Source organism: Pseudomonas sp. M47T1 (assembly GCF_000263855.1).
In the GTDB taxonomy this organism is placed as follows: Bacteria; Pseudomonadota; Gammaproteobacteria; order Pseudomonadales; family Pseudomonadaceae; genus Aquipseudomonas.
Genome location: NZ_AJWX01000005.1, coordinates 123,989 through 142,794 on the forward strand (window position 1 = coordinate 123,989; position 18,806 = coordinate 142,794).

Genomic DNA, 18,806 nt, shown 5'->3' on the forward strand with positions numbered 1-18,806 from the left:
GTTTTGCCTATCAGGGTGCCTAATATATAGAAGAATCACATGAAGATCAGTTGTAGGCGAAGGTAAACGTGGCCAGGGCGCCTGCGGTGCCCGGCGTTACTGTGTTGCCGGTCTGGATAAAGCGCGCAAGCAACGGCACCTCGAAGCTGCGCTGCCCCGCCACCACCGCGCCGGCCAGCCACTGGCCCGGGTTACCGACATGGCCGGCGTCGGCACCATAACTCACTGGCTGCCCATTACTGCGCAGTACCTGCACGCCCACGCCCAACGCCGTAGCGTCATTGCGCAGGCTCAATACCGTGGTGCGGTTGCCAGGGTCACTGGCATCACTGAGGGTGAGGTGCACAAACAGCGAGTCCCCACCACCGCCGCCCTCACACGCCAGGCGCAGGCTGAACGGCACCGCTTGGGTGGTGCTGCCTGGCCCGGTGAAGTCGCGGGTATCGCGTTGCCCCAGGTTGACCGTGACCTGTTGGCTGTCGGCGGCCACGTCGCAGGTGGGCTTGTTCAGCACGATGTCGATGTCGGCCTGAGAGAACCGCAGCGCCGTGGCTTCCAGCGCCCCGTAACGACGGGTCACCCCAGCCGGCGGCAACCGCAGGCGACCTTCCTGCAACGGTCCGGTCTTGACCAGCTCCACCACGTAGGCAGCTGAGGGGGTGGCGTGGGACGGCTCCAGGCGCACGTCGCGGCGAGGCCAGAATTGAGTTTCAAGTGGCTGCTGCTGAACAACGCGCAAGCCGACACCGGGTACCGTGGTGGCGTAGACGCCCTCCTGGCCAGTCGCCTCCATGGGCGTGGCCCAGCCACTGCTCATGACTGTCTCGGCGGTGCATTCCAACGCCGTGGCCGCCCCTGGGATAGTCCGCGAATACAGCAGATGCCCCGGCAGCGCCAAGGTGGAAACGACAATTCGCGCATCCAGAAGCGCGTGAGCCACCGCTGGCCCCATGCCCGGATAATACTGGCAAGCGCCTTGAACCATGGGCGCGGTCAACAACGTGGCCAGTGCAATCGTGGTTTTCATGGCTGCTCCTTGCTGGCCGTTTCACATACTGCCGCAAGCCGTACCAGAGACTCGCCAGGCGTCGGCAGGTGGTAGCGTGCGGTGCACTGCCCGGTGCCCCAATCGGCGCGCAGGTTGCCATGGGCCTGCAGCCCCCGGGCCAGAACCCGACTGCCCTGACCGACGACGCCCATCGGCGTACCCTGCTCATCGCTGACCTGGGCCCCGAACGGCAGCGGCACACCGCACGGCCGGCGCAGTTCGATCAGTGCCGTACGCCCGGACACCGTGGGATAACGCAGCAGGGCCACCGTACCGGCGCGCGGCGCCACGTGCTGGCTGTTGGTGGCCAATTCCACGTCCAAAGGTAAGCCAAGCGGGTCGATGTCGATGCGGTTGAGCTGGTACGGCACCAGGTGCGGGACAACCGCGTAGCCCCGGCTATCCACGCGCACCTGGCTGCTGTTGCTCACCTGGGCGCCCTTGGCGTGCGGGACCTGAACAATGGCAAAGGTCTCGGCCAGGGGCTGCGAGAGCGTGATGCCCCCAGCGTGAGCGACAGCCGCACCACGGGCGCTGAGCGACAGCTGCCGGCTGTCGTCGTCGCGGCCCGCCGCCACCGCAAAGTCGCCGAACGGCGCTCGCCAGCCGCCAAACGCATTGACGCGTGCGCCCTCACGGGCTTCGCTGGCACTGGCAGTGGCACCGTAGTGATAGCGTTCGTCGCCCGCGCGGTAGCCAACCTGGCCCTGGGGGCCTTGGGGGCCGTGATTCAACGTGGCGCTCAGGCTGGCGCGCGTGCCGCCCAGGGGCAGGTTGAAATCGAGCGTCCAGAAGGTGTCTTCGCGGCCGTGACCATCGCGCTCGCGGTTAGCGCTAATGCTGTACCCCAAGGTGCCGAACCGGTGCCCATAGTTGAGCGAATAGCCGCGGCCACTGCCCTCACCTCCCCAGGCGCGGGCTCGCCAGAACCCGGCGTTGACCTGCCCCCAGTCACTGCCCACCGGCTGATTGAGGCTGATGGAGGTGCGCGAGCGCTCATGACCACTCACCGGGCCATCCCGTTCGCGGGCCAGTTGCGCATCCAGCAAGGCATGATAGCCGGGCCGGTTGGCCCACTGATGGCTGAGCGATGCGCGCGTGCCGCTGGCCTGGAACAACGCGCTGTAGGTCGCCCGTGCCCGCCCGCCTTGAGCGTCCGAGGCGCCCGGCAACTGCGTCCGGGCCATGGCCAGGTCCAGGCCAATGGCGCCGACGGGCGTGTTCAGTGCCGCCCCCAGCAGGCCCTGCCGATAGCGCTCGGCCACTGTGCCGCCACCATAGGCCGTGAGCCAATCGCTGACACCTTGCTGCCAGGTGCCCTGGACGAACGCCGGGGTACTGGCCAACGTGGGGGCATACAGGTTGCCCACACCCAACGCGAAGCGCGACTGGCCCTCACGCAGCGTCATCGCGGTGGCACCATTGGCCACAGTGAAATGCTGCTCGCTGCCATCGCTTTCACTGACGCTGACCTGCAAGTCGTTGCCGTAAGACGCAGCGTACAGGTCATCAATGACATAGGGCCCCGGCGGCACGACCACCTCACGCAGCAAACGCCCGCCCTGACGGATCGTCACGCGCGCATTGCCCCGCGCCACACCGCGCACCACCGGGGCGAAACCACGCTGGGAGGCCGGCAGCATGCGCTCGTCACTGAACAACGTGGCCCCGCGCATTTGCACGCTCTCCAGTAATTCCCCGGAACTGCTGGTATGCCCCAGGCGAAGTTGGGCACTCAAGGGCGCCACTTCGCGTTGCAGGTAATGGGACAGGGTTTGATAACTGCCGGGGTGGGAGACATTGCCCTGCAAGCGCCAATGCCACGCACCCAGGTTGGCGCCACTGGACAGCCCCGCATAGGTTTGAGTGAGCCTGCCACCCGTGGTGGCCACGTTGAAGGTGTTCACGTCATAGTTGGCGAAGGCACTGTTCACGCCCCATTCCCACCGATGCTCGTCGACCTGGCCCTGGGCCGTGCGCACCATGAACGCCTGGGGAATCTGCAACGCGAGCCGCTGCTCGGCGAAGTTCAGCTGTACCGTCGCCTGGGGCAGCCATTGCTGCAACGGCATACATCGCTCAGCCGCCGCGTCGATGGTCAGCGCTTGCGTATCCACACCCAGGCGCTGCAACAGCGGCAGATCGAAACACGCTTCGGCGAATGGGGCTGGGTCATCCTGACGATAGGCCACCTGCAGGCGACCGCGCGGCGCCGCGTTGACACTAACGTCCAGCCAGTAATCGCCCGCCGGCACCCGCGCCGGCAACGAAAATTGCCGCAGGTCGACCGCCCCCGGCGCGCCGGGCCGCAAGAAGCGCTCCTCGAACAGCACCGGCGCCGGCTCTTCCACCGCCCACACCACAGGCAGCCAGGCCACCGCCCAGGCACCCGCCATACGCGGCCCCACCCCCATCATGGCGACGTCAGCGCCAGCTCACCGCGCCGGCCGGCGCCGTGGTCGTCCAACGCAATGAACGAAACCTGGCCCTGTTTCACGGCGCCCGGCTCACCCTGTACAGTAAAGCGCGCCTGGCCAAACGGCGGCACATGGCCTGCGCCCGCCTCGAACACGCGGCCGGCAACGACAAGATTGACCTCGCCCAGGTTGACGAAATAAGGGGTCGGATTGTGGCCTTCGAGCTGCCAGGGGCCATCACTGTGCAGCAACTGCCAGCGTACCTGAGTCGGCGCCTCGGCTGCGTGGCTTGCCAGCCCGTCAGGTCGAAACATCACTTTGATGCGCGTGCGCACAGCCACCTGAAGCAGGTTTCCAGGGCTGTCGGCACGCGGAGGAATTTGCTGCATATTCAGCCAGAACAGGCTTTCGCGGTCCGCAGGCAGCGGCTCGCCGGTGTACATCAGGCGCAGTGCCTGGCCCTGCTCGGCCTCCAGGCGGAACATGGCCGGGCTGATCACGAACGGCACCTGGACCCCACCGGGGTCGGCATCGGCGTCGCCGTCGTCCAGCCATATCTGCAGCAGCGCCGGCGTGGCGTCGCGGTTAAGCAACTGTACCGTGACTTCCGGCGCCGACGCCGGGTAAATCACCCGCGTGGAACTGATCACCACACCCGCGTGGGCGGGCAACGCCAACAGCCAGGCCGCCCACAGGGCAAGCATCATTTTCAACATGAGGGATTCCAGTCAGACGTATGCGAAACGCCAGGAACGCCGGACGGCGCCCCTGGCGAGGCCATCAGTAGTGCACGATGGAGTAGCGCACTTGCGTGCGCACATCGCCCGGGGTGACCGAGCCAACCGGCATGTACTCGGCGAAATAGTCCAGATAGGCGTTGCCCGCGGTGATATCCACCACTTGCGAATCTTGGAAACCTGGGCCTTCGCGCAGGTCCATGGTGCGTTGCTGGTTGTTGAGCAGGCCGACTTCCACGTTCCCGGCCTGGCCAACCCCGGTGTTGGTGATCAACCGACCGGTCCGTGGGTTGATGGTGGGGCCCGGTTCGAAATAGGTCATCACCCGGCCCGTTTCGGGCACGCAACCGGTCAGGCGAATCTGGAACGGCTGGCGCCCTGCCGACTTGCCTACGACCGAAAGCGCGGTAGTCGACACGGTGGGCAACTCCACATTGAAGCTGGGGTTACCATCGTTGATATCACAGGTGGGGCCGATGATTCTGCCCAGAAAATCGATCGTGCCGTCGGCGGCCATTGCCGCTGGCATCGCCAGCAGGCCGCACAGCCCGGTTATCAGCGCAGATGGGTAAAGTTTCATGGTGAACAACTCCCGTTGAGTTCGATGTCGGCGCACGCCAAGGCGTGACCAGACGCAAGACTGCGAGGCCGGAGTATGTAATTGGCGAACTCAAAAGAAACGTCAGACCGTTTGGCCCGGATTGTAGGAATAAAACCTGAAAGCCGTGAGACCTGCTTTCATACGCAGCAATAGAAGGCTCTAGAGCGGAGTTTTTAGAGGTGTTTCAAAAAATAAACAGATAGATCCCTTGCGATAGCAGGGCCGGCGGCAACCCTCGCAAATGGGATTCGCCGCCTGCCGAACAGTACATATCAATATGTATTCATGCGTAACACATTTTTACTTCGCCACCGGCGTACGCATCGTCACGAATTCCTCGGCGGCAGTCGGGTGCACACCAATGGTCTCGTCGAACACCTGCTTGGTGGCCCCCGCTTTCAGCGCCACCGCCAGGCCCTGGATGATCTCACCCGCCTCCGGCCCCACCATGTGGCAGCCCAACACGCGATCGGTGCTGGCATCGACTACCAACTTCATCAGCGTGCGCTCCTGGCACTCGGTGAGCGTCAGCTTCATCGGCCGAAAACGGCTTTCGAACACCTGCACTTCATGGCCCTGTTCGCGCGCCTGCTCTTCGGTGAGGCCCACGGTGCCGATGTTCGGCAGGCTGAACACCGCCGTGGGGATGTGCGCATAGTCCACGGGGCGATACTGCTCAGGCTTGAACAGGCGACGGGCTACGGCCATGCCTTCGGCCAGGGCCACTGGCGTCAGTTGAACGCGGCCAATCACGTCACCCAGCGCCAGGATCGACGGTTCGCTCGTCTGGAACTGCTCGTCCACGGCAATGAAACCCTTGTCGTCGAGCTTGACCGACACGTTCTCCAGGCCCAGGTTGTCCAACATGGGGCGCCGTCCCGTGGCGTAGAAAATGCAGTCGGCTTCCAGCACTCGGCCATCCTTGAGGGTGGCCTTGAGGCTGCCGTCGGCCTGTTTGTCGATGCGTTCGATGTCGCTGTTGAACTGCAGGTTCAGGCCGCGCTTGGTCAGTTCCTCGCTCAGGTGCTCGCGCACCGAACGGTCAAAGCCGCGCAGGAACAGGTCCTTGCGGTACAGCAGCGTGGTGTCGGCGCCCAGGCCATGGAAAATGCCGGCGAATTCCACGGCAATGTAGCCGCCGCCCACCACCAGCACGCGCTTGGGCAACTGCGGCAGGAAGAACGCCTCGTTGGAGGTGATAGCGTGCTCGCGCCCCGGAATGTCTGGAATCTGCGGCCAGCCGCCGGTGGCAATCAAGACGCGCTCGGTGCTGAAGCGCTGACCGTCGACTTCCACGTGGTGGGCGTCGACGATGCGTGCGTGGCCTTCGAGCAGTGTCACGCCGCTGTTGACCAGCAGGTTGCGATAGATGCCGTTGAGGCGCTGGATTTCGCGGTTCTTGTTGGCGATCAGGGTTTGCCAGCTGAAGTCAGCCTCACCCAGGGTCCATCCGAAGCCTTGCGCCTGCTCGAAGTCATCGGCGAAGTGGGCGCCGTACACCAACAGCTTTTTCGGCACGCAGCCGACGTTGACACAGGTACCGCCCAGGTAACGGCTCTCGGCCACCGCTACCTTGGCACCAAATCCGGCCGCAAAGCGCGCCGCGCGAACACCGCCGGAACCGGCGCCTATAACAAACAGATCAAAATCGTGGGCCATTGCTAGGTCTCCTTGGCAGGGCTCAATAGTACCGCGCGCCCCCCTCAAGAAACACCCACCTCTGTAGAGCTGGCGTCACGCTGCGAAGAGGTTCGCAGGACCCTTGGCGGTACCATATCGATCGCGGGCCCGCTGTGCGGGCCTTCGCAGCCTGGCGGCAGCTCCTACGGGCTGGCGGCAGCTCTTGCGCGATCGCGGGGCACACATGAAAACGCCGCGGCTGGTGGCCGCGGCGTCGGGTGCTGCATCAAGTACAGGCTGGCTTAGAAGGCCTTGCCGGTCTTGTAGAAGTTCTCGAAGCAGAAGTTGGTGGCGTCGATGTAGCCTTCGGCGCCGCCGCAGTCGAAGCGCTGGCCTTTGAACTTGTAAGCCAGTACGCAGCCGGCCTGAGCCTGCTTCATCAGGGCGTCGGTGATCTGGATTTCGCCACCCTTGCCTGGCTCGGTCTGACGGATCAGGTCGAAAATGTCCGGGGTCAGGATGTAGCGGCCGATGATGGCCAGGTTGGACGGGGCATCTTCAGGCTTTGGCTTCTCGACCATGCTGTTGACGCGGTAGATGTCGTCGCGGATCATTTCGCCGGCGATCACGCCGTACTTGTTGGTTTCCGAAGGATCGACTTCCTGGATGGCCACGATCGAGCAACGGAACTGGTTGTACAGCTTGACCATCTGGGCCAATACGCCGTCGCCTTCCAGGTTCACGCACAGGTCGTCCGCCAGTACCACGGCGAAAGGTTCGTCACCAATCAGCGGCTGGCCAGTGAGGATCGCGTGGCCCAGGCCTTTCATTTCGGTCTGGCGGGTATACGAAAAGGTGCACTCGTCCAGCAGCTTGCGGATACCAACCAGGTATTTTTCCTTGTCGGTGCCCTTGATCTGGTTTTCCAGCTCATAGCTGATGTCGAAGTGGTCTTCCAGGGCGCGCTTGCCGCGGCCGGTCACGATGGAAATCTGGGTCAGGCCGGCTTCCAGTGCTTCTTCGACACCGTATTGGATCAGTGGCTTGTTGACCACCGGCAGCATTTCCTTGGGCATGGCTTTGGTCGCTGGGAGGAAGCGAGTGCCGTAACCGGCTGCTGGGAACAAGCATTTCTTGATCATATGAGTCCTTACAAAGGGCTGTGCTTACGAGATTCGGCGCAGTCTAATCGCGCGCAGGCCACCTTACAATGCCCCGCCACCGGCCGACCGATGCAGAAATAGAGAAAACCGGTCGCGGATAGTTCCACGCCCGATACAAATTTACCCGTGTGCACTGGTTTTAGCAGCAATCGCCAGCAGCGCAAGGCAGAATTTCATCACAGGGCTATCCGCCGCCCGACGCCTTGTATAGCATCAGGCGTCCCCGCTGGCGCGGCCTCGCGTTCACGCAGGCACGGCTGCAGTATCTGCCGCCCCCTTCCACACTTTCGTGATGATGAAACATTCGATGAACAGACTCCTGGCTCTTTTCGCGGTCCTGGCCCTGGGCGGGTGCGCGTCGGCCACGCCTACCATTCTGAAAAACGGCAAGCAAGGCGTGAGCATCGATTGCTCGGGCGCGGCGGCGTCCTGGGACGCCTGCTACCAGAAAGCCAGCGAAGCGTGCGCCAGCGGGCGCTACGACATCGTCGGCACCACCGGCACACCGCCGCCCAAGGACAGCGACAAGACCCTGGGCGCAGACGTGGGCAACTATGCCAGCCGTAACCTCACCATTCTGTGCAAATAACCTGACTTACCGCGAAGCCCGTGACGCAGCCTTTGGCAACTGCTACGTCTGTAGCAGCCGCCGCCAGGCCGCGTCATGGGCGCCTCAGCGCCGCTATCACTCGCCAGAAATACACGCGGTGACCGCACGCTGCACATCATGAGGACGAATCGGCACGTTGGAGATGCGCTCATGCAGCTTGATGCTGCTGCCATCGTTGGAGCGCCTGTCGATATCGATGATCGCCGCCGGGCCCGACGTCAGCTTCTGCGGCACAATCACGCGAAAGCCTTCGCGCCAAGGCTCGATGGTCGAAGGCTTGCGGGTTTCAGCCAGGTGCTTGACGACGCAATCGCTGAACTGGCGCGGTGATTTACCAGACATCACCCCCATGGTTTCCGGGCTTTGCTCGATGTCCGAGACACTGGCGCACCCACCCAATAAAGCCATCACTGCCACCCACGCCCATTTCATAAGCCAAACTCCCTTCAAAAGACACTGTGACCGCCCAAGTGGCCATTTGCTCCACCTGGTCGTAAATTTTCCTGGTCGCTGCATGAAACGCGGCGGCGCGAAGCCCGCCATGGTATCGTTTTGGTTTGCCAAAAGATGCATCCCGGAGATCTACATGAAATTCGTACACCAGCGCGAGCACCTAAACGAGGATGACCTGGTGGTCATCGAGTGTTCCCAGCGCTGCAACATCCGCCTGATGAGTGATGCCAACTTCCGCAGCTTCAAGAACGGCGGCCGTCACACCTACCACGGTGGCCAGTTCGACACCTTCCCGGCCAAGATCACCGCGCCCACCACCGGTTTCTGGAACATCACCATCGACACCACCGGCGCCAAGCTGGCCATGGGCGCGCACCGCAAGGCCTTCACCCACAAGATCAAGATCGTGCGCCGCTCGGCGTCGAAATTCAGCTGATCCTTTTTGCAGGTAACACCGTGACCAAGTACGTAATCCACTACAAGATCAATGGCGAGCGCCGTTGGGACTTCGCCCATCTGCAAACCGGTTCGCTGGATGAAGCCAAGGCAGCGCTGGCGGCCATCCACGGGGACAGCGATGAGCAGATCACCGAGATCCGCATCAGCAAGGCGCTGTAAGCGCCCTGCCTGCACCGCGCTGCCATGAGCCTGGAGCTGTTTGACGAGGCGGCCACGCGCCAGCCGCCACGGGCCGAACAGATCGGCCCGCAGACCTTCGTGCTGCGCGCCTTCGCCCTGCCCTTCATCGACGACCTGCTGCCCCCCCTGCGCGCGGTGCTCAAGGCGGCGCCCTTGCGGCGCATGATGACGCCCGGCGGGCAAACCATGTCCGTGGCCCTGAGCAATTGCGGGCAGCTGGGGTGGACCACCGACACCCACGGCTATCGCTACACGCCCCTGGACCCACGCACAGGCCAGCCCTGGCCGGCCCTGCCCGAAGCCTTCCAGCGCCTGGCCCACGACGCCGCCGCCCTGGCCGGTTTCGCCGATTTCACGCCCGATGCCTGCCTGATCAACCGCTACGTGCCGGGTGCGCGCATGTCCCTGCACCAGGACCGTAATGAGCGCGATTACAGCGCGCCCATTGTTTCGGTGTCGCTGGGGCTGCCGGCGATGTTCCAGATGGGCGGCCAGCAACGCAGCGACCGGCCAGTGCGGGTACCGCTGTTGCATGGTGATGTGATGGTGTGGGGAGGGGTTGATCGGCTGCGGTTTCATGGGGTGTTGCCGTTGAGGGAGGGGGTGCATTCGGTGATGGGCGCGCAGCGGATCAATTTTACGCTGCGCAAGGCTGGCTGAGAGGTTGCTGTTGCTGTTAGCTTTTAGTGGTTACGTTGGGCAATGTCTGGTTCGTGCCCACCCTTAAGGAAGACCGGACGCCCGAGCAAATCCATCAACGTGCAGCGGCCATGTCTGGCCAGGGACCTGCCTGACTCGTCATGCGAATCATCGAAAAAAATGGCGCACTGGTGCGCACCCTCACCCCCGCCGAGCAAGTGCTGGTCGAAGGTTTTGTGCACAACAGCCTGGACGGCCATCGCCTGCTGCAAGCCAACCAATGGCTAATGAAGGTGCGCGGCCAGGGCCAGTGGCTGGCGTGTGACTGCCAGGCCAACGCCTTGCCGGTGATGAACGTGACCCTCAATAGCAGCACCGGCACGCTGTTCCTCAAGAACAACCCCGGCACCGCCGAGCATGCCGCCGACTGCCCGTTCATCAAGGACGACCGCGAGCCGGGCAGTGCCAGCGAGCGCGACGAGCCGCCGGCAGCCTGGCTGGCGCCCGATGTTCCGCTGCGCCTGATCGGCGAATTTCGCCCAGCCGACCCCAGCGACAGCGGTGTTGACAGTGCGGCCAATACCCGCAAGGAACAGCACCGTTTGCTGTCGCTGCTGGTCACGTTGATCGAGGCGTCGGGCCTGAACGTGTATGCCACCCAACACAAACAGGACCTGACCCGGCAATTCGCCGAATTGCGCCGCGTGGCGGCCCGTTACCCGTTGGTGGAACGGGTGCCCGCCAGCAACTACCTGGAAACGCGCATGGACATGAAGCACATGATGATGCTCAAGGCGCGCCTCAAAGACTCCACCGCGTTCGGCAGCCAGCGTCGCTATGGCCTGCTGCTCGACTGCGTCAACGAAGTACGCACGCGCAAGGTCTTCAACGGCCGCAGCGACACCGGCTTCGACTTCCAAGGCCACCACTGGCTATGGGGCGGTGAGCGCACCGCAGGCCCTCTGTTAGCCCTGGCCCTGTATTCGCCCACCACCGCCGGCAGCCAATACTACGAAATGATCCACGTGGCCAGCGTGCCCGTGCTGTCCCGCGCGCAACTGTTCCCCGTGCTGCGCGAGGAAGAGCGCGAGCCGCTGATGGTGTCCTTGATCGACTGGATGGCCGGCAAAGGCGTCAACGTCATCATGCGCCGCCCGGTGATCGGCGGCGACGTGATGGATGAACTGGTGCTGACCTCGGACCTGGATCGGGTGCTGTCGGTGTCGCTGATGAAACAGCCCCTGGGCCCCGAGCCCAGTAGCGACACCTTCAAGCGCCTGGCCGACTTCAAGAGCCTGGATACCTTTCGCAAGTATGTGGCCGGGTTTTTCATGCGCGAACGCGATTAAAGGCTGTTGACGATGACCCGCATCAACTTTATATGAAATTTGCCCTGCGACTTTCGCCCACTACTTCCCCTGACTTGCTGGTGGGTTATACTAGCCGGCGCTTTCCTTATCTTGATTTCTGCTTTTCCTACACTCATTGCGGCCCGTCTGCTGGTGTTCAGTCCTACTTAAACGATCCATTATGAAACTCATCATTCTTGCCCTGTTCATCTTGTCCATTGCCTTCGTGCACTTTCGCGGGCGTGTGCGGCACAGGTTCACTCGCCAACTGAGTGACCACTCCAGCTTCCTCGCACCGGTCAATGTGTTCCTGTACCTGTTCTCCAAATTGCCGGCACGCCCGTACCTGGATGCCCGTGACTTCCCCGAATTGGCGCCCTTGCAGCAGCACTGGCAGGAGATCCGCGAGGAAGGCGTGCGGTTGATGGAAATGGGCGAGATCAAGAAGTCCGCCGGCCACGACGACGTGGGCTTCAATTCGTTTTTCAAGACCGGCTGGAAGCGCTTCTACCTGAAGTGGTACGGCGACAGCCATCCTTCGGCCAGCCAGCTGTGCCCGCGCACCACCGAACTGCTGGCCGGCATCGGCACGGTCAAGGCCGCCATGTTCGCCGCGCTGCCGCCTGGCTCGCGGCTGGTACGCCACCGCGACCCGTATGCCGGCTCGTACCGCTACCACCTGGGCCTGCAAACCCCCAACGACCCCGGCTGCTACATCAACGTGGACGGGGAAAACTATTACTGGCGCGACGGTGAGCCGGTGCTGTTCGACGAGACCTACATTCACTACGCCGAAAACACCACCGAGCAGAACCGCATCATTCTGTTCTGCGACGTTGAACGCCCATTGAAATACCGCTGGGCTGCGGCGTTCAACCGCTGGTTCAGCTACAAGGTCATGGCGGCCGCTGCCGCGCCTAACAGCGAGGGCGACAAGACCGGGGGCATCAACCGCCTGTTCAGCCGCATCTACAAGGTGCGCGAACGCGGCAAGGCGCTGAAAAAACGCAATCGTGCGCAGTACTACGCAGAAAAATGGGCCGTCGTGACGCTGTTCGCGCTGTTGTTCATTTATATCTGAGTGCCGGCGGTGCCCTTTGCAATAAAGGGCACCGGCTAACTACCTGCAATTTGCGCAACAGTCTTTTCCAACTTCAGGCATGAATCACTTTACCACTTAGTGTAAGTTGGGCCTCGACCTGATTTATCTTGCCCTAGTTGTACTTCCCAGCGGCAATCGCTGAATGCCCATCATAAAAATTCCTGCGTCGCCGCCACGGTGCAAGTATGCCTGCACCCTTGTTTTAGATGCTCAGCGCCGCTGGTGGTGGAGCCGCCGAGCAAGGCCCATGCCCTGCACGTGGACAGCCTGGAAGAAGCCTGAGGATGACGACGCCGCGAATCGCCTCAAACACCGCCCCTGTAGAAGCTGCCGCCAGGCTGCGAAGGCGCGCACCGCGTGCCTGCGATCGACATAACACCGCCAAAGGTCCTGCGGACTTTCTCGCAGCCTGGCGCCAGCTCCGGGATTTTGGCGTGGCCTGCGCGCGACCAACCTGTACGTGATTACGCCATGGCTTGGGCCTGGGCCTCGCGGGTACGGCGCGCGCTCATGCCCAGACCGAACCCCAGCAACCCGATCAGCGCCGAGGTACTGAGCACTGCCGCGGCGCTGAACGCCGGGTCGTGGCCAAAGCCCACCGCAAAGGTGCACAAGGCCCCTACCGCCATTTGCCCGAAGCCGTACAAACCGGCCGCAGCCCCTACCAAGTGGGCATCCACGCTCAACGCCCGGCTCATGGCCGCGGGGCTTGCCAGCCCCGCCCCCACGGCAAACAGGCTGACCAGCCCGACAATCCAGGCCACGGACACCCCGCCGGCCATCACCACCGCCAGCAGGCTAAGCGCCGAGGCAATGCTCAACAGCGCCCCCACCAGCAGCAGGCGATCAACCGACATGGTCCGAATCAGGCGGCGCGTCAGGGCATTGCCCACTGACATGCCCACGATCAGCATGCCCAGGTAAACACCAACTTCGCTCAAGGGGCGATGCAGCTCAGTGCCAATGATGAACGGCGCCGCGGCAATGAAGGCGTAAATGGCCGTGGTCATGCACGCGCCACCGATGGCAAAGCCGAGAAATACCGGGGAACGCAACAATTGCGTGTAGTCACGCACCAGCGCATGGGCACTGACTTGCCCGCTGGGGGTGGAGGTTTCCGGCAGCAACCGCCAGGTGCACAGCAACGTCACCGCGCCCAGGCTGGCCAGCACCAGGAAAATGGCCCGCCAGCCCAGGTGCTCGCTGATCAGCGAGCCCACCAGCGGCGCGAAGCCGGGGCCGATCATCATCATGAGGTTGAGCAGCGCCAGGTCACGCACGGCATCGTCCAGCCGTGCGCCATCGCGCACAATCGCCCGCCCCAAGGCCAGGCCCGCACAACCGCCCAGCGCTTGCACCAGGCGCGCCAGCACCAGGGTATGCACGCCGCCGGCAAACGCGGCGCAAAACCCGGCCACGGTGTACAGGCTCAAGCCTACCAGCAGCAACGGGCGCCGTCCCAGGCCATCGGACAGCGGCCCGTAGGCCAACTGCCCGAACGCCAGGCCCAGGATGTAGATACTGATGGTGCGTTGCATCGCAGCGCTGTCCACCCCCAACGCCTGGGCGGCGGCAGGCAGTGCCGGAACGAACATGTGCATGGCCAGCGTGCCGCTGATGGTGATCAGCACCAACAGCCAGACAGGGGCACGCGGGGGTGACGCGGCAACGGATGAGGGCATATAGGTAGCAACCTAATGAATAGGCTGCCAACTATAGGGAACCGCCCTCCTCCTTGTCTACGTGCCGCTTGTCGCCAGTATCACGCAACAGGTCGTAGAGCACGGTCGCCGGGCCCAGTATCGCAATCACGACCAGCGCGATCAGGCCGATAGTCGAATGGTTCATGGTCAATCCCTGCCAGGCTGGGTGATACGGCAAGAATCCCCCCAACGGCGCGGGCCTGGCAACCGTTTTTACCGAGTCTTTACGCCCGATCGCGTCTCATTCAGCTGCGGTTCACTCACCCAGGTTGCACACCTCGGCCATGCGACGGTAGTTGAGCACATGTTCCTGGTGCTGCGAGTCCAGGTACGTCATGTGCGCACCCACCACTTGGCAGGTCATCGAATTGTCGGCATTGTCGGCCAGCACTTTCTGAATATCCAGGTGCTGACCGTAGTGGTAGGTGTCCTGGACCGGTGCGGCGGCGGCCTGTGCGGCTACGGCGCCAAAGCTGGCGGTGGCAAACACGGCAATGGCGCTGATGGTCTTGATGTTCATGGTGAAGCCCTCAATCATTCAATTCGCTGGAAGGTGGCCGCTACTGCTGTGAGGCCGTGGTGCTATTGAATGGCGGCGGGGTATCTGCAATGTGTCACCATAGGCCCTTGAAACGAGGGTTTTGCACCACTGTGTATCTGTACGCCGGCAGATACACTGGTATACAAAGCCAGGCGAGCAAACCCCAGGCCGCTGGGTAGAATGCGGGCAACTGCCCAAAAGGAGCTGTCATGGAGCATGTGGACCATATTCTGATCGTCGACGACGATCGCGAGATCCGTGAACTGGTTGGCAACTACCTGAAGAAGAACGGCCTGCGCACCACCGTGGCCGGTGACGGTCGGCAAATGCGCGCCGCCCTGGACGACACCCCCATTGACCTGATCGTGCTGGACATCATGATGCCCGGCGACGACGGCCTGCTGCTGTGCCGTGAACTGCGTGCCGGCAAGCACAAGGCGGTACCAGTGTTGATGCTGACCGCCCGCAACGACGAAACCGACCGCATCATCGGCCTGGAAATGGGCGCCGACGACTACCTGACCAAACCGTTCGCCGCCCGCGAGCTGCTGGCCCGCATCAATGCCGTGCTGCGCCGCACCCGGATGCTGCCGCCCAACCTGCAAGTGACCGAAAGCGGCCGGCTGCTGGCGTTCGGCCAATGGCGGCTGGACACCAGCGCCCGACACCTGCTGGACCCCGAAGACACCCTGGTGGCCCTGAGCGGCGCGGAATATCGCCTATTGCGGGTATTTCTCGACCATCCCCAGCGGGTGCTCAACCGCGACCAGTTGCTGAACCTGACCCAGGGCCGCGACGCCGACCTGTTCGACCGCTCCATCGACCTGCTGGTCAGCCGCCTGCGCCAACGCCTGCTGGATGACGCCCGTGAGCCTGCGTACATCAAGACTGTGCGCAGTGAGGGCTATGTGTTTTCCATGCCGGTACAGGTCATCGGAGCCCCCGCATGAAAGCCTGGTTTCCCTGGCCGCGCACCCTGGCCTCGCGGCTGTCGCTGATTTTCCTGGCTGGCCTGGTGCTGGCCTATGGCTTGTCGTTCGGCGCGCAATACTGGGAGCGTTACCTGAGCTCCGAGTCGATGATGCACAAGACCATGGAGCGCGACGTGGCCACCGGCGTCGCCATTCTCGACCATGTGCCCGCCGACCAGCGCAGCGAATGGATCACCCGCCTGGAACGCCAGGTGTACAAGTTCGAACTGGGCGAAGGCAGCGGCGGCCAGCCGCTGGCCATCAAGGACCTGCCCCACGCCGGGCAGGCGATTCTCACCGGCCTGGACAACAGCCATCAATTGAGCTTCACCCACACGGTGGACCCTCGTGACCGTTTCCAGGCCCACGTTCGCCTGCAAGACGGCACGCCGGTGACTATCGACGTGCACCCCTCCTCCATGCCCATTCCACAGTGGTTGCCGATCATGCTGCTGATCCAGTTGGCCGTGGTGTGGGGATGCACCTGGGCGGCGGTGCGCATGGCCACCCGCCCGCTGACCCGCCTGGCCAGCGCCGCCGAAGCCCTGGACCCCAACAGCAGCGGCCAGCGCCTGGACGAAAGCGGGCCCAGCGAGGTGACCCACGCCGCGTCAGCGTTCAACGCCATGCAGGATCGCATCGGCGCCTACCTCAAGGAACGCATGCAACTGCTGGGCGCCATCAGCCATGACCTGCAAACGCCCTTGACGCGGATGAAACTGCGCGCCGAATTCATGGATGATGGCGTGGAAAAAGACAAGCTATGGCACGACCTCAGTGAGATGGAGCACCTGGTGCGCGAAGGCATCGCCTACGCCCGCACCATCCACGGCGCCACCGAAGCCAGTTGCCGCATCGACGTGGACGCCTTCCTGCAAAGCCTGGTTTTCGACTACCAGGACGTGAACCAGCCGGTCAGCCTGGCCGGCAACAGCGTGGCGCAGATCGACACTCGCCCCCAGGCGCTGCGGCGCATCCTGTCGAACCTGGTGGACAACGCGCTGAAGTTCGCCGGCGACGTCAGCCTGGGCAGCACCCAGGCCGAGGACGGCAGCGTGACCATCGAGGTGCTCGACAACGGCCCGGGCATTGCCGAGGAGCAACTGCAAGAGGTGTTCAAACCGTTCTACCGCCTGGAAAACTCGCGCAACCGCGACACCGGCGGCACGGGCCTGGGCCTGGCCATCGCCCAGCAACTGACCTTGGCCATCGGCGGCACCCTGACCCTGAGCAACCGCGAAAGCGGCGGCCTGCGGGCGATGTTGCACTTGCCAGCCTGACCCTCCGTAGCGGCCACCAGGCCGTAGCTGCCGCAGTCTGCGAAGGCCCGCATTGCGGGCCCGCGATCACCGTGACACCGTCAAAGGCCCTGCGGACCTTTTCGGAGTTTGTGCAGCAACTGCACATCCTGCAGCATTACCGGGCCGTTGGCGCCGGCGGTTTGTGAGTGCTGGTTATCACCCACCGCAGCGCCATTGTCGCGGGTCAGGGTGTCGGCAATGAAAGCGTCTATGCGCTCGATTGAACGTGTTACGTTCCATACCCCCGTGGCGCAACGGTCATGACAGACTGATCAGTCTATTTACCAGCGGTGTACGGCGTTGAGTACTTCTGCAGCAGTTTCAAGGTAACGCCGTTGGTCCAGCCAAAACCGTCCTGCAGCTCATATTCACCGCCACCACCGCCCTGCCCCATGCCCGACAGGTCGTATTTTTCCACCAGCTTGCTCTGCACGCTGTACAGCTCTTGCACCTGGTGCAGGAAGCGCGTGCCGATCTGCGCCGCCAGGCCGGTTTCCTGGTACCGGCTAAGGCCCTGCACCGCCACCCATTGCAGCGGCGCCCAGCCGTTGGGTTCATCCCACTGCTGACCGTTGCTGACCTGGGTAGTGGCCACGCCACCGGGGCGCAGCAAGCCGGTGCGTACCGCATCCGCCGTGGCCTTGGCGTGGGCCGCGGACGCCAGGCCCGTGTACAGCGGGAACAGCGCGGCGGCGGTCAGTGCCGGGCGCTGCTGGTTCAGGCGCCAGTCGTAGTCCACGTAATGGCCGGCGGCGGTGTTCCACAGGTGCGTTTCAATGGCCACCTGGCGTTGCTGCGCGCGGGTATCGAAGGCCTGGGTACAGGCGCTGTCAGCCGTGGTCTGGCACGCCTTGGCGATGGTTTTTTCCAAGTGGTACATCAGGCTGTTGAGGTCCACCGGCACAATCGATGTGGTGCGGATGGTTGCCAGGCTCTTGCTGTCGCCCAGCCAGCGCGAACTGAAGTCCCAGCCGCTTTCGGCGCCCGCGCGCAGGTCTCGCCACACTTGCTCCTTGGGCCGCCCGGCGACCTGGCCGGCGGTTTTCACGTCCTGCAGCCACGACTCCTGGCGCGGTGTGGCGCTGGCGTCCCAGTAACGGTTGAGCACGCTGCCATCGGCGAGCTTGACCACGTGCTCGATGGCGTAGCCGGGCTGCAGGCTGTTGGTGCCCTGCATCCAGTAGGCGTATTCCTTTTGCAATTGCGGCAGGTAGCGGCCATAGGCCTGGTCGCCTTCGATGCGCGCTTCCAGGTCCACCATGTAGGCGAAGAACGGCGGCTGCGAGCGGCTCAGGTAGTAGGTGCGGTTGCCGTTGGGAATATGCCCGTAGGTGTCGATCATGTAGGCGAAGTTATCGACCATCTGCCGCACCTGGGCTTTGTCGCCGCTCTGCTCCAGGCCCAGCATGGTGAAGTACGAATCCCAGTAGTACATCTCGCGGAAACGCCCGCCGGGCACCACATAGGGTTGGGGCAAGGGCAACAGGCTGCTGTACTGTGGCACCTGGCTGTAGCTGCGGCTGAGCACGGGCCAGAGCTTGTCGATGTGTTCCTTGATCGGCGCGCCGGGCCTGGGCGCCGGGCTTTCGGCCTCGCCGGACTCGATGAAGTTGGCGGTGACAAAGGCTTTCAGGTCAAATCCGGAATGATCACGCTGGGCCAGGTAATCGGCGCGGATCTGCGCCGGGTCGCGCTTGGGCAGCGCGTCCACAAAGTGCTTCTGGTCGGTGAACACCTGGCCACGTTGTACCGCTTCAAACAGTTCCGGGTACGCCTGGTCCGGGGACAGGGCCTGGCGGCTGGCGGCATCGTCCGCCCCCCACATGGCCGGTGGCTGGCTGGAACAGGCCGCCACCAGCAGGGCGGCGCAGGTCAGGCTGGTAAAGTGCAAAGGTCGCATAAGCGGACTCCG

The 18,806-nt window shown here is 63.5% G+C and carries 19 protein-coding genes and 1 pseudogene; 8 read left to right on the plus strand and 12 right to left on the minus strand.

What is annotated here, in order from left to right; all coding sequences use genetic code 11:
- Nucleotides 1–46: 46 nt before the first annotated feature.
- The 6 genes from PMM47T1_RS28615 to galU form a co-directional block, all read right to left on the minus strand.
- Complete coding sequence (locus tag PMM47T1_RS28615) at nt 47–1,027, minus strand: fimbrial protein (RefSeq protein WP_008367499.1); 981 nt, start codon at nt 1,025–1,027, stop codon at nt 47–49.
- A complete protein-coding gene (locus PMM47T1_RS08050) occupies nt 1,024–3,444 on the minus strand; it encodes a fimbria/pilus outer membrane usher protein (protein WP_008367501.1) in 2,421 nt (806 codons plus the stop codon). Before PMM47T1_RS08050 ends, PMM47T1_RS28615 begins: the two co-directional genes overlap by 4 nt.
- Before the next feature lie 17 nt (nt 3,445–3,461).
- Nucleotides 3,462–4,181: a fimbrial biogenesis chaperone gene (locus PMM47T1_RS08055; protein WP_008367502.1), complete on the minus strand. Its 720-nt coding sequence runs from the start codon at nt 4,179–4,181 to the stop codon at nt 3,462–3,464.
- A gap of 64 nt (nt 4,182–4,245) precedes the next feature.
- Nucleotides 4,246–4,782, minus strand: coding sequence for a fimbrial protein (locus tag PMM47T1_RS08060; protein WP_008367503.1), 537 nt, complete (start codon nt 4,780–4,782; stop codon nt 4,246–4,248).
- 321 nt (nt 4,783–5,103) lie between these two features.
- Nucleotides 5,104–6,462, minus strand: coding sequence for a glutathione-disulfide reductase (gene gorA / locus PMM47T1_RS08065; RefSeq protein ID WP_008367504.1), 1,359 nt, complete (start codon nt 6,460–6,462; stop codon nt 5,104–5,106).
- Nucleotides 6,463–6,725: 263 nt separating this feature from the next.
- A complete protein-coding gene (gene galU, locus PMM47T1_RS08070) occupies nt 6,726–7,565 on the minus strand; it encodes a UTP--glucose-1-phosphate uridylyltransferase GalU (RefSeq protein WP_008367505.1) in 840 nt (279 codons plus the stop codon).
- A 328-nt stretch (nt 7,566–7,893) separates the two neighbouring features.
- Here galU and PMM47T1_RS08075 point away from each other — a divergent pair, with 328 nt between their 5' ends.
- Nucleotides 7,894–8,175, plus strand: a complete 282-nt coding sequence (locus tag PMM47T1_RS08075) for a hypothetical protein (protein ID WP_008367506.1) — start codon at nt 7,894–7,896, stop codon at nt 8,173–8,175.
- Between the two features lie 96 nt (nt 8,176–8,271).
- Here the strand turns inward: PMM47T1_RS08075 and PMM47T1_RS08080 are convergent, their stop codons facing one another.
- Entirely contained in the window at nt 8,272–8,628 is a 357-nt protein-coding gene (locus PMM47T1_RS08080) for a hypothetical protein (protein ID WP_008367507.1), read from the minus strand.
- 154 nt (nt 8,629–8,782) lie between these two features.
- Here PMM47T1_RS08080 and PMM47T1_RS08085 point away from each other — a divergent pair, with 154 nt between their 5' ends.
- The 5 genes from PMM47T1_RS08085 (at nt 8,783) to lpxO (ending at nt 12,357) form a co-directional block, all read left to right on the plus strand.
- Nucleotides 8,783–9,085, plus strand: a complete 303-nt coding sequence (locus tag PMM47T1_RS08085) for a DUF1883 domain-containing protein (RefSeq protein ID WP_008367508.1) — start codon at nt 8,783–8,785, stop codon at nt 9,083–9,085.
- Between the two features lie 20 nt (nt 9,086–9,105).
- Nucleotides 9,106–9,267 carry a hypothetical protein gene (locus PMM47T1_RS30080; protein ID WP_008367510.1) on the plus strand — a complete coding sequence of 54 codons (162 nt, stop codon included), beginning with the start codon at nt 9,106–9,108 and terminating at the stop codon, nt 9,265–9,267.
- A 24-nt stretch (nt 9,268–9,291) separates the two neighbouring features.
- Nucleotides 9,292–9,948: a DNA oxidative demethylase AlkB gene (gene alkB / locus PMM47T1_RS08090; protein WP_008367512.1), complete on the plus strand. Its 657-nt coding sequence runs from the start codon at nt 9,292–9,294 to the stop codon at nt 9,946–9,948.
- A 140-nt stretch (nt 9,949–10,088) separates the two neighbouring features.
- Nucleotides 10,089–11,276, plus strand: coding sequence for a hypothetical protein (locus PMM47T1_RS08095; protein WP_008367514.1), 1,188 nt, complete (start codon nt 10,089–10,091; stop codon nt 11,274–11,276).
- A 181-nt stretch (nt 11,277–11,457) separates the two neighbouring features.
- Complete coding sequence (gene lpxO, locus PMM47T1_RS08100; RefSeq protein WP_008367515.1) at nt 11,458–12,357, plus strand: lipid A hydroxylase LpxO; 900 nt, start codon at nt 11,458–11,460, stop codon at nt 12,355–12,357.
- Nucleotides 12,358–12,842: 485 nt separating this feature from the next.
- Here lpxO and PMM47T1_RS08105 read toward each other — a convergent pair whose 3' ends face one another.
- From PMM47T1_RS08105 to PMM47T1_RS08110, 3 genes are all read right to left on the minus strand, one after another.
- Nucleotides 12,843–14,060, minus strand: a complete 1,218-nt coding sequence (locus PMM47T1_RS08105; protein ID WP_008367516.1) for a multidrug effflux MFS transporter — start codon at nt 14,058–14,060, stop codon at nt 12,843–12,845.
- Between the two features lie 31 nt (nt 14,061–14,091).
- Nucleotides 14,092–14,226, minus strand: a complete 135-nt coding sequence (locus PMM47T1_RS30565; RefSeq protein ID WP_274379842.1) for a hypothetical protein — start codon at nt 14,224–14,226, stop codon at nt 14,092–14,094.
- Between the two features lie 111 nt (nt 14,227–14,337).
- Nucleotides 14,338–14,601, minus strand: a complete 264-nt coding sequence (locus tag PMM47T1_RS08110) for a DUF2790 domain-containing protein (protein WP_043300868.1) — start codon at nt 14,599–14,601, stop codon at nt 14,338–14,340.
- Between the two features lie 230 nt (nt 14,602–14,831).
- On the opposite strand from PMM47T1_RS08110, the gene PMM47T1_RS08115 reads away from it, so the two are divergent.
- Nucleotides 14,832–15,572, plus strand: a complete 741-nt coding sequence (locus PMM47T1_RS08115) for a response regulator (protein ID WP_008367521.1) — start codon at nt 14,832–14,834, stop codon at nt 15,570–15,572.
- Nucleotides 15,569–16,873, plus strand: coding sequence for an ATP-binding protein (locus PMM47T1_RS08120; RefSeq protein ID WP_008367522.1), 1,305 nt, complete (start codon nt 15,569–15,571; stop codon nt 16,871–16,873). Before PMM47T1_RS08115 ends, PMM47T1_RS08120 begins: the two co-directional genes overlap by 4 nt.
- A gap of 98 nt (nt 16,874–16,971) precedes the next feature.
- On the opposite strand, the pseudogene PMM47T1_RS29715 reads toward PMM47T1_RS08120, so the two are convergent.
- A pseudogene (locus PMM47T1_RS29715) lies at nt 16,972–17,115 on the minus strand (catalase); the annotation flags it as partial.
- A 56-nt stretch (nt 17,116–17,171) separates the two neighbouring features.
- Nucleotides 17,172–18,794: an alpha,alpha-trehalase TreA gene (gene treA, locus PMM47T1_RS08125; protein ID WP_008367523.1), complete on the minus strand. Its 1,623-nt coding sequence runs from the start codon at nt 18,792–18,794 to the stop codon at nt 17,172–17,174.
- Between the last annotated feature and the right edge of the window lie 12 nt (nt 18,795–18,806).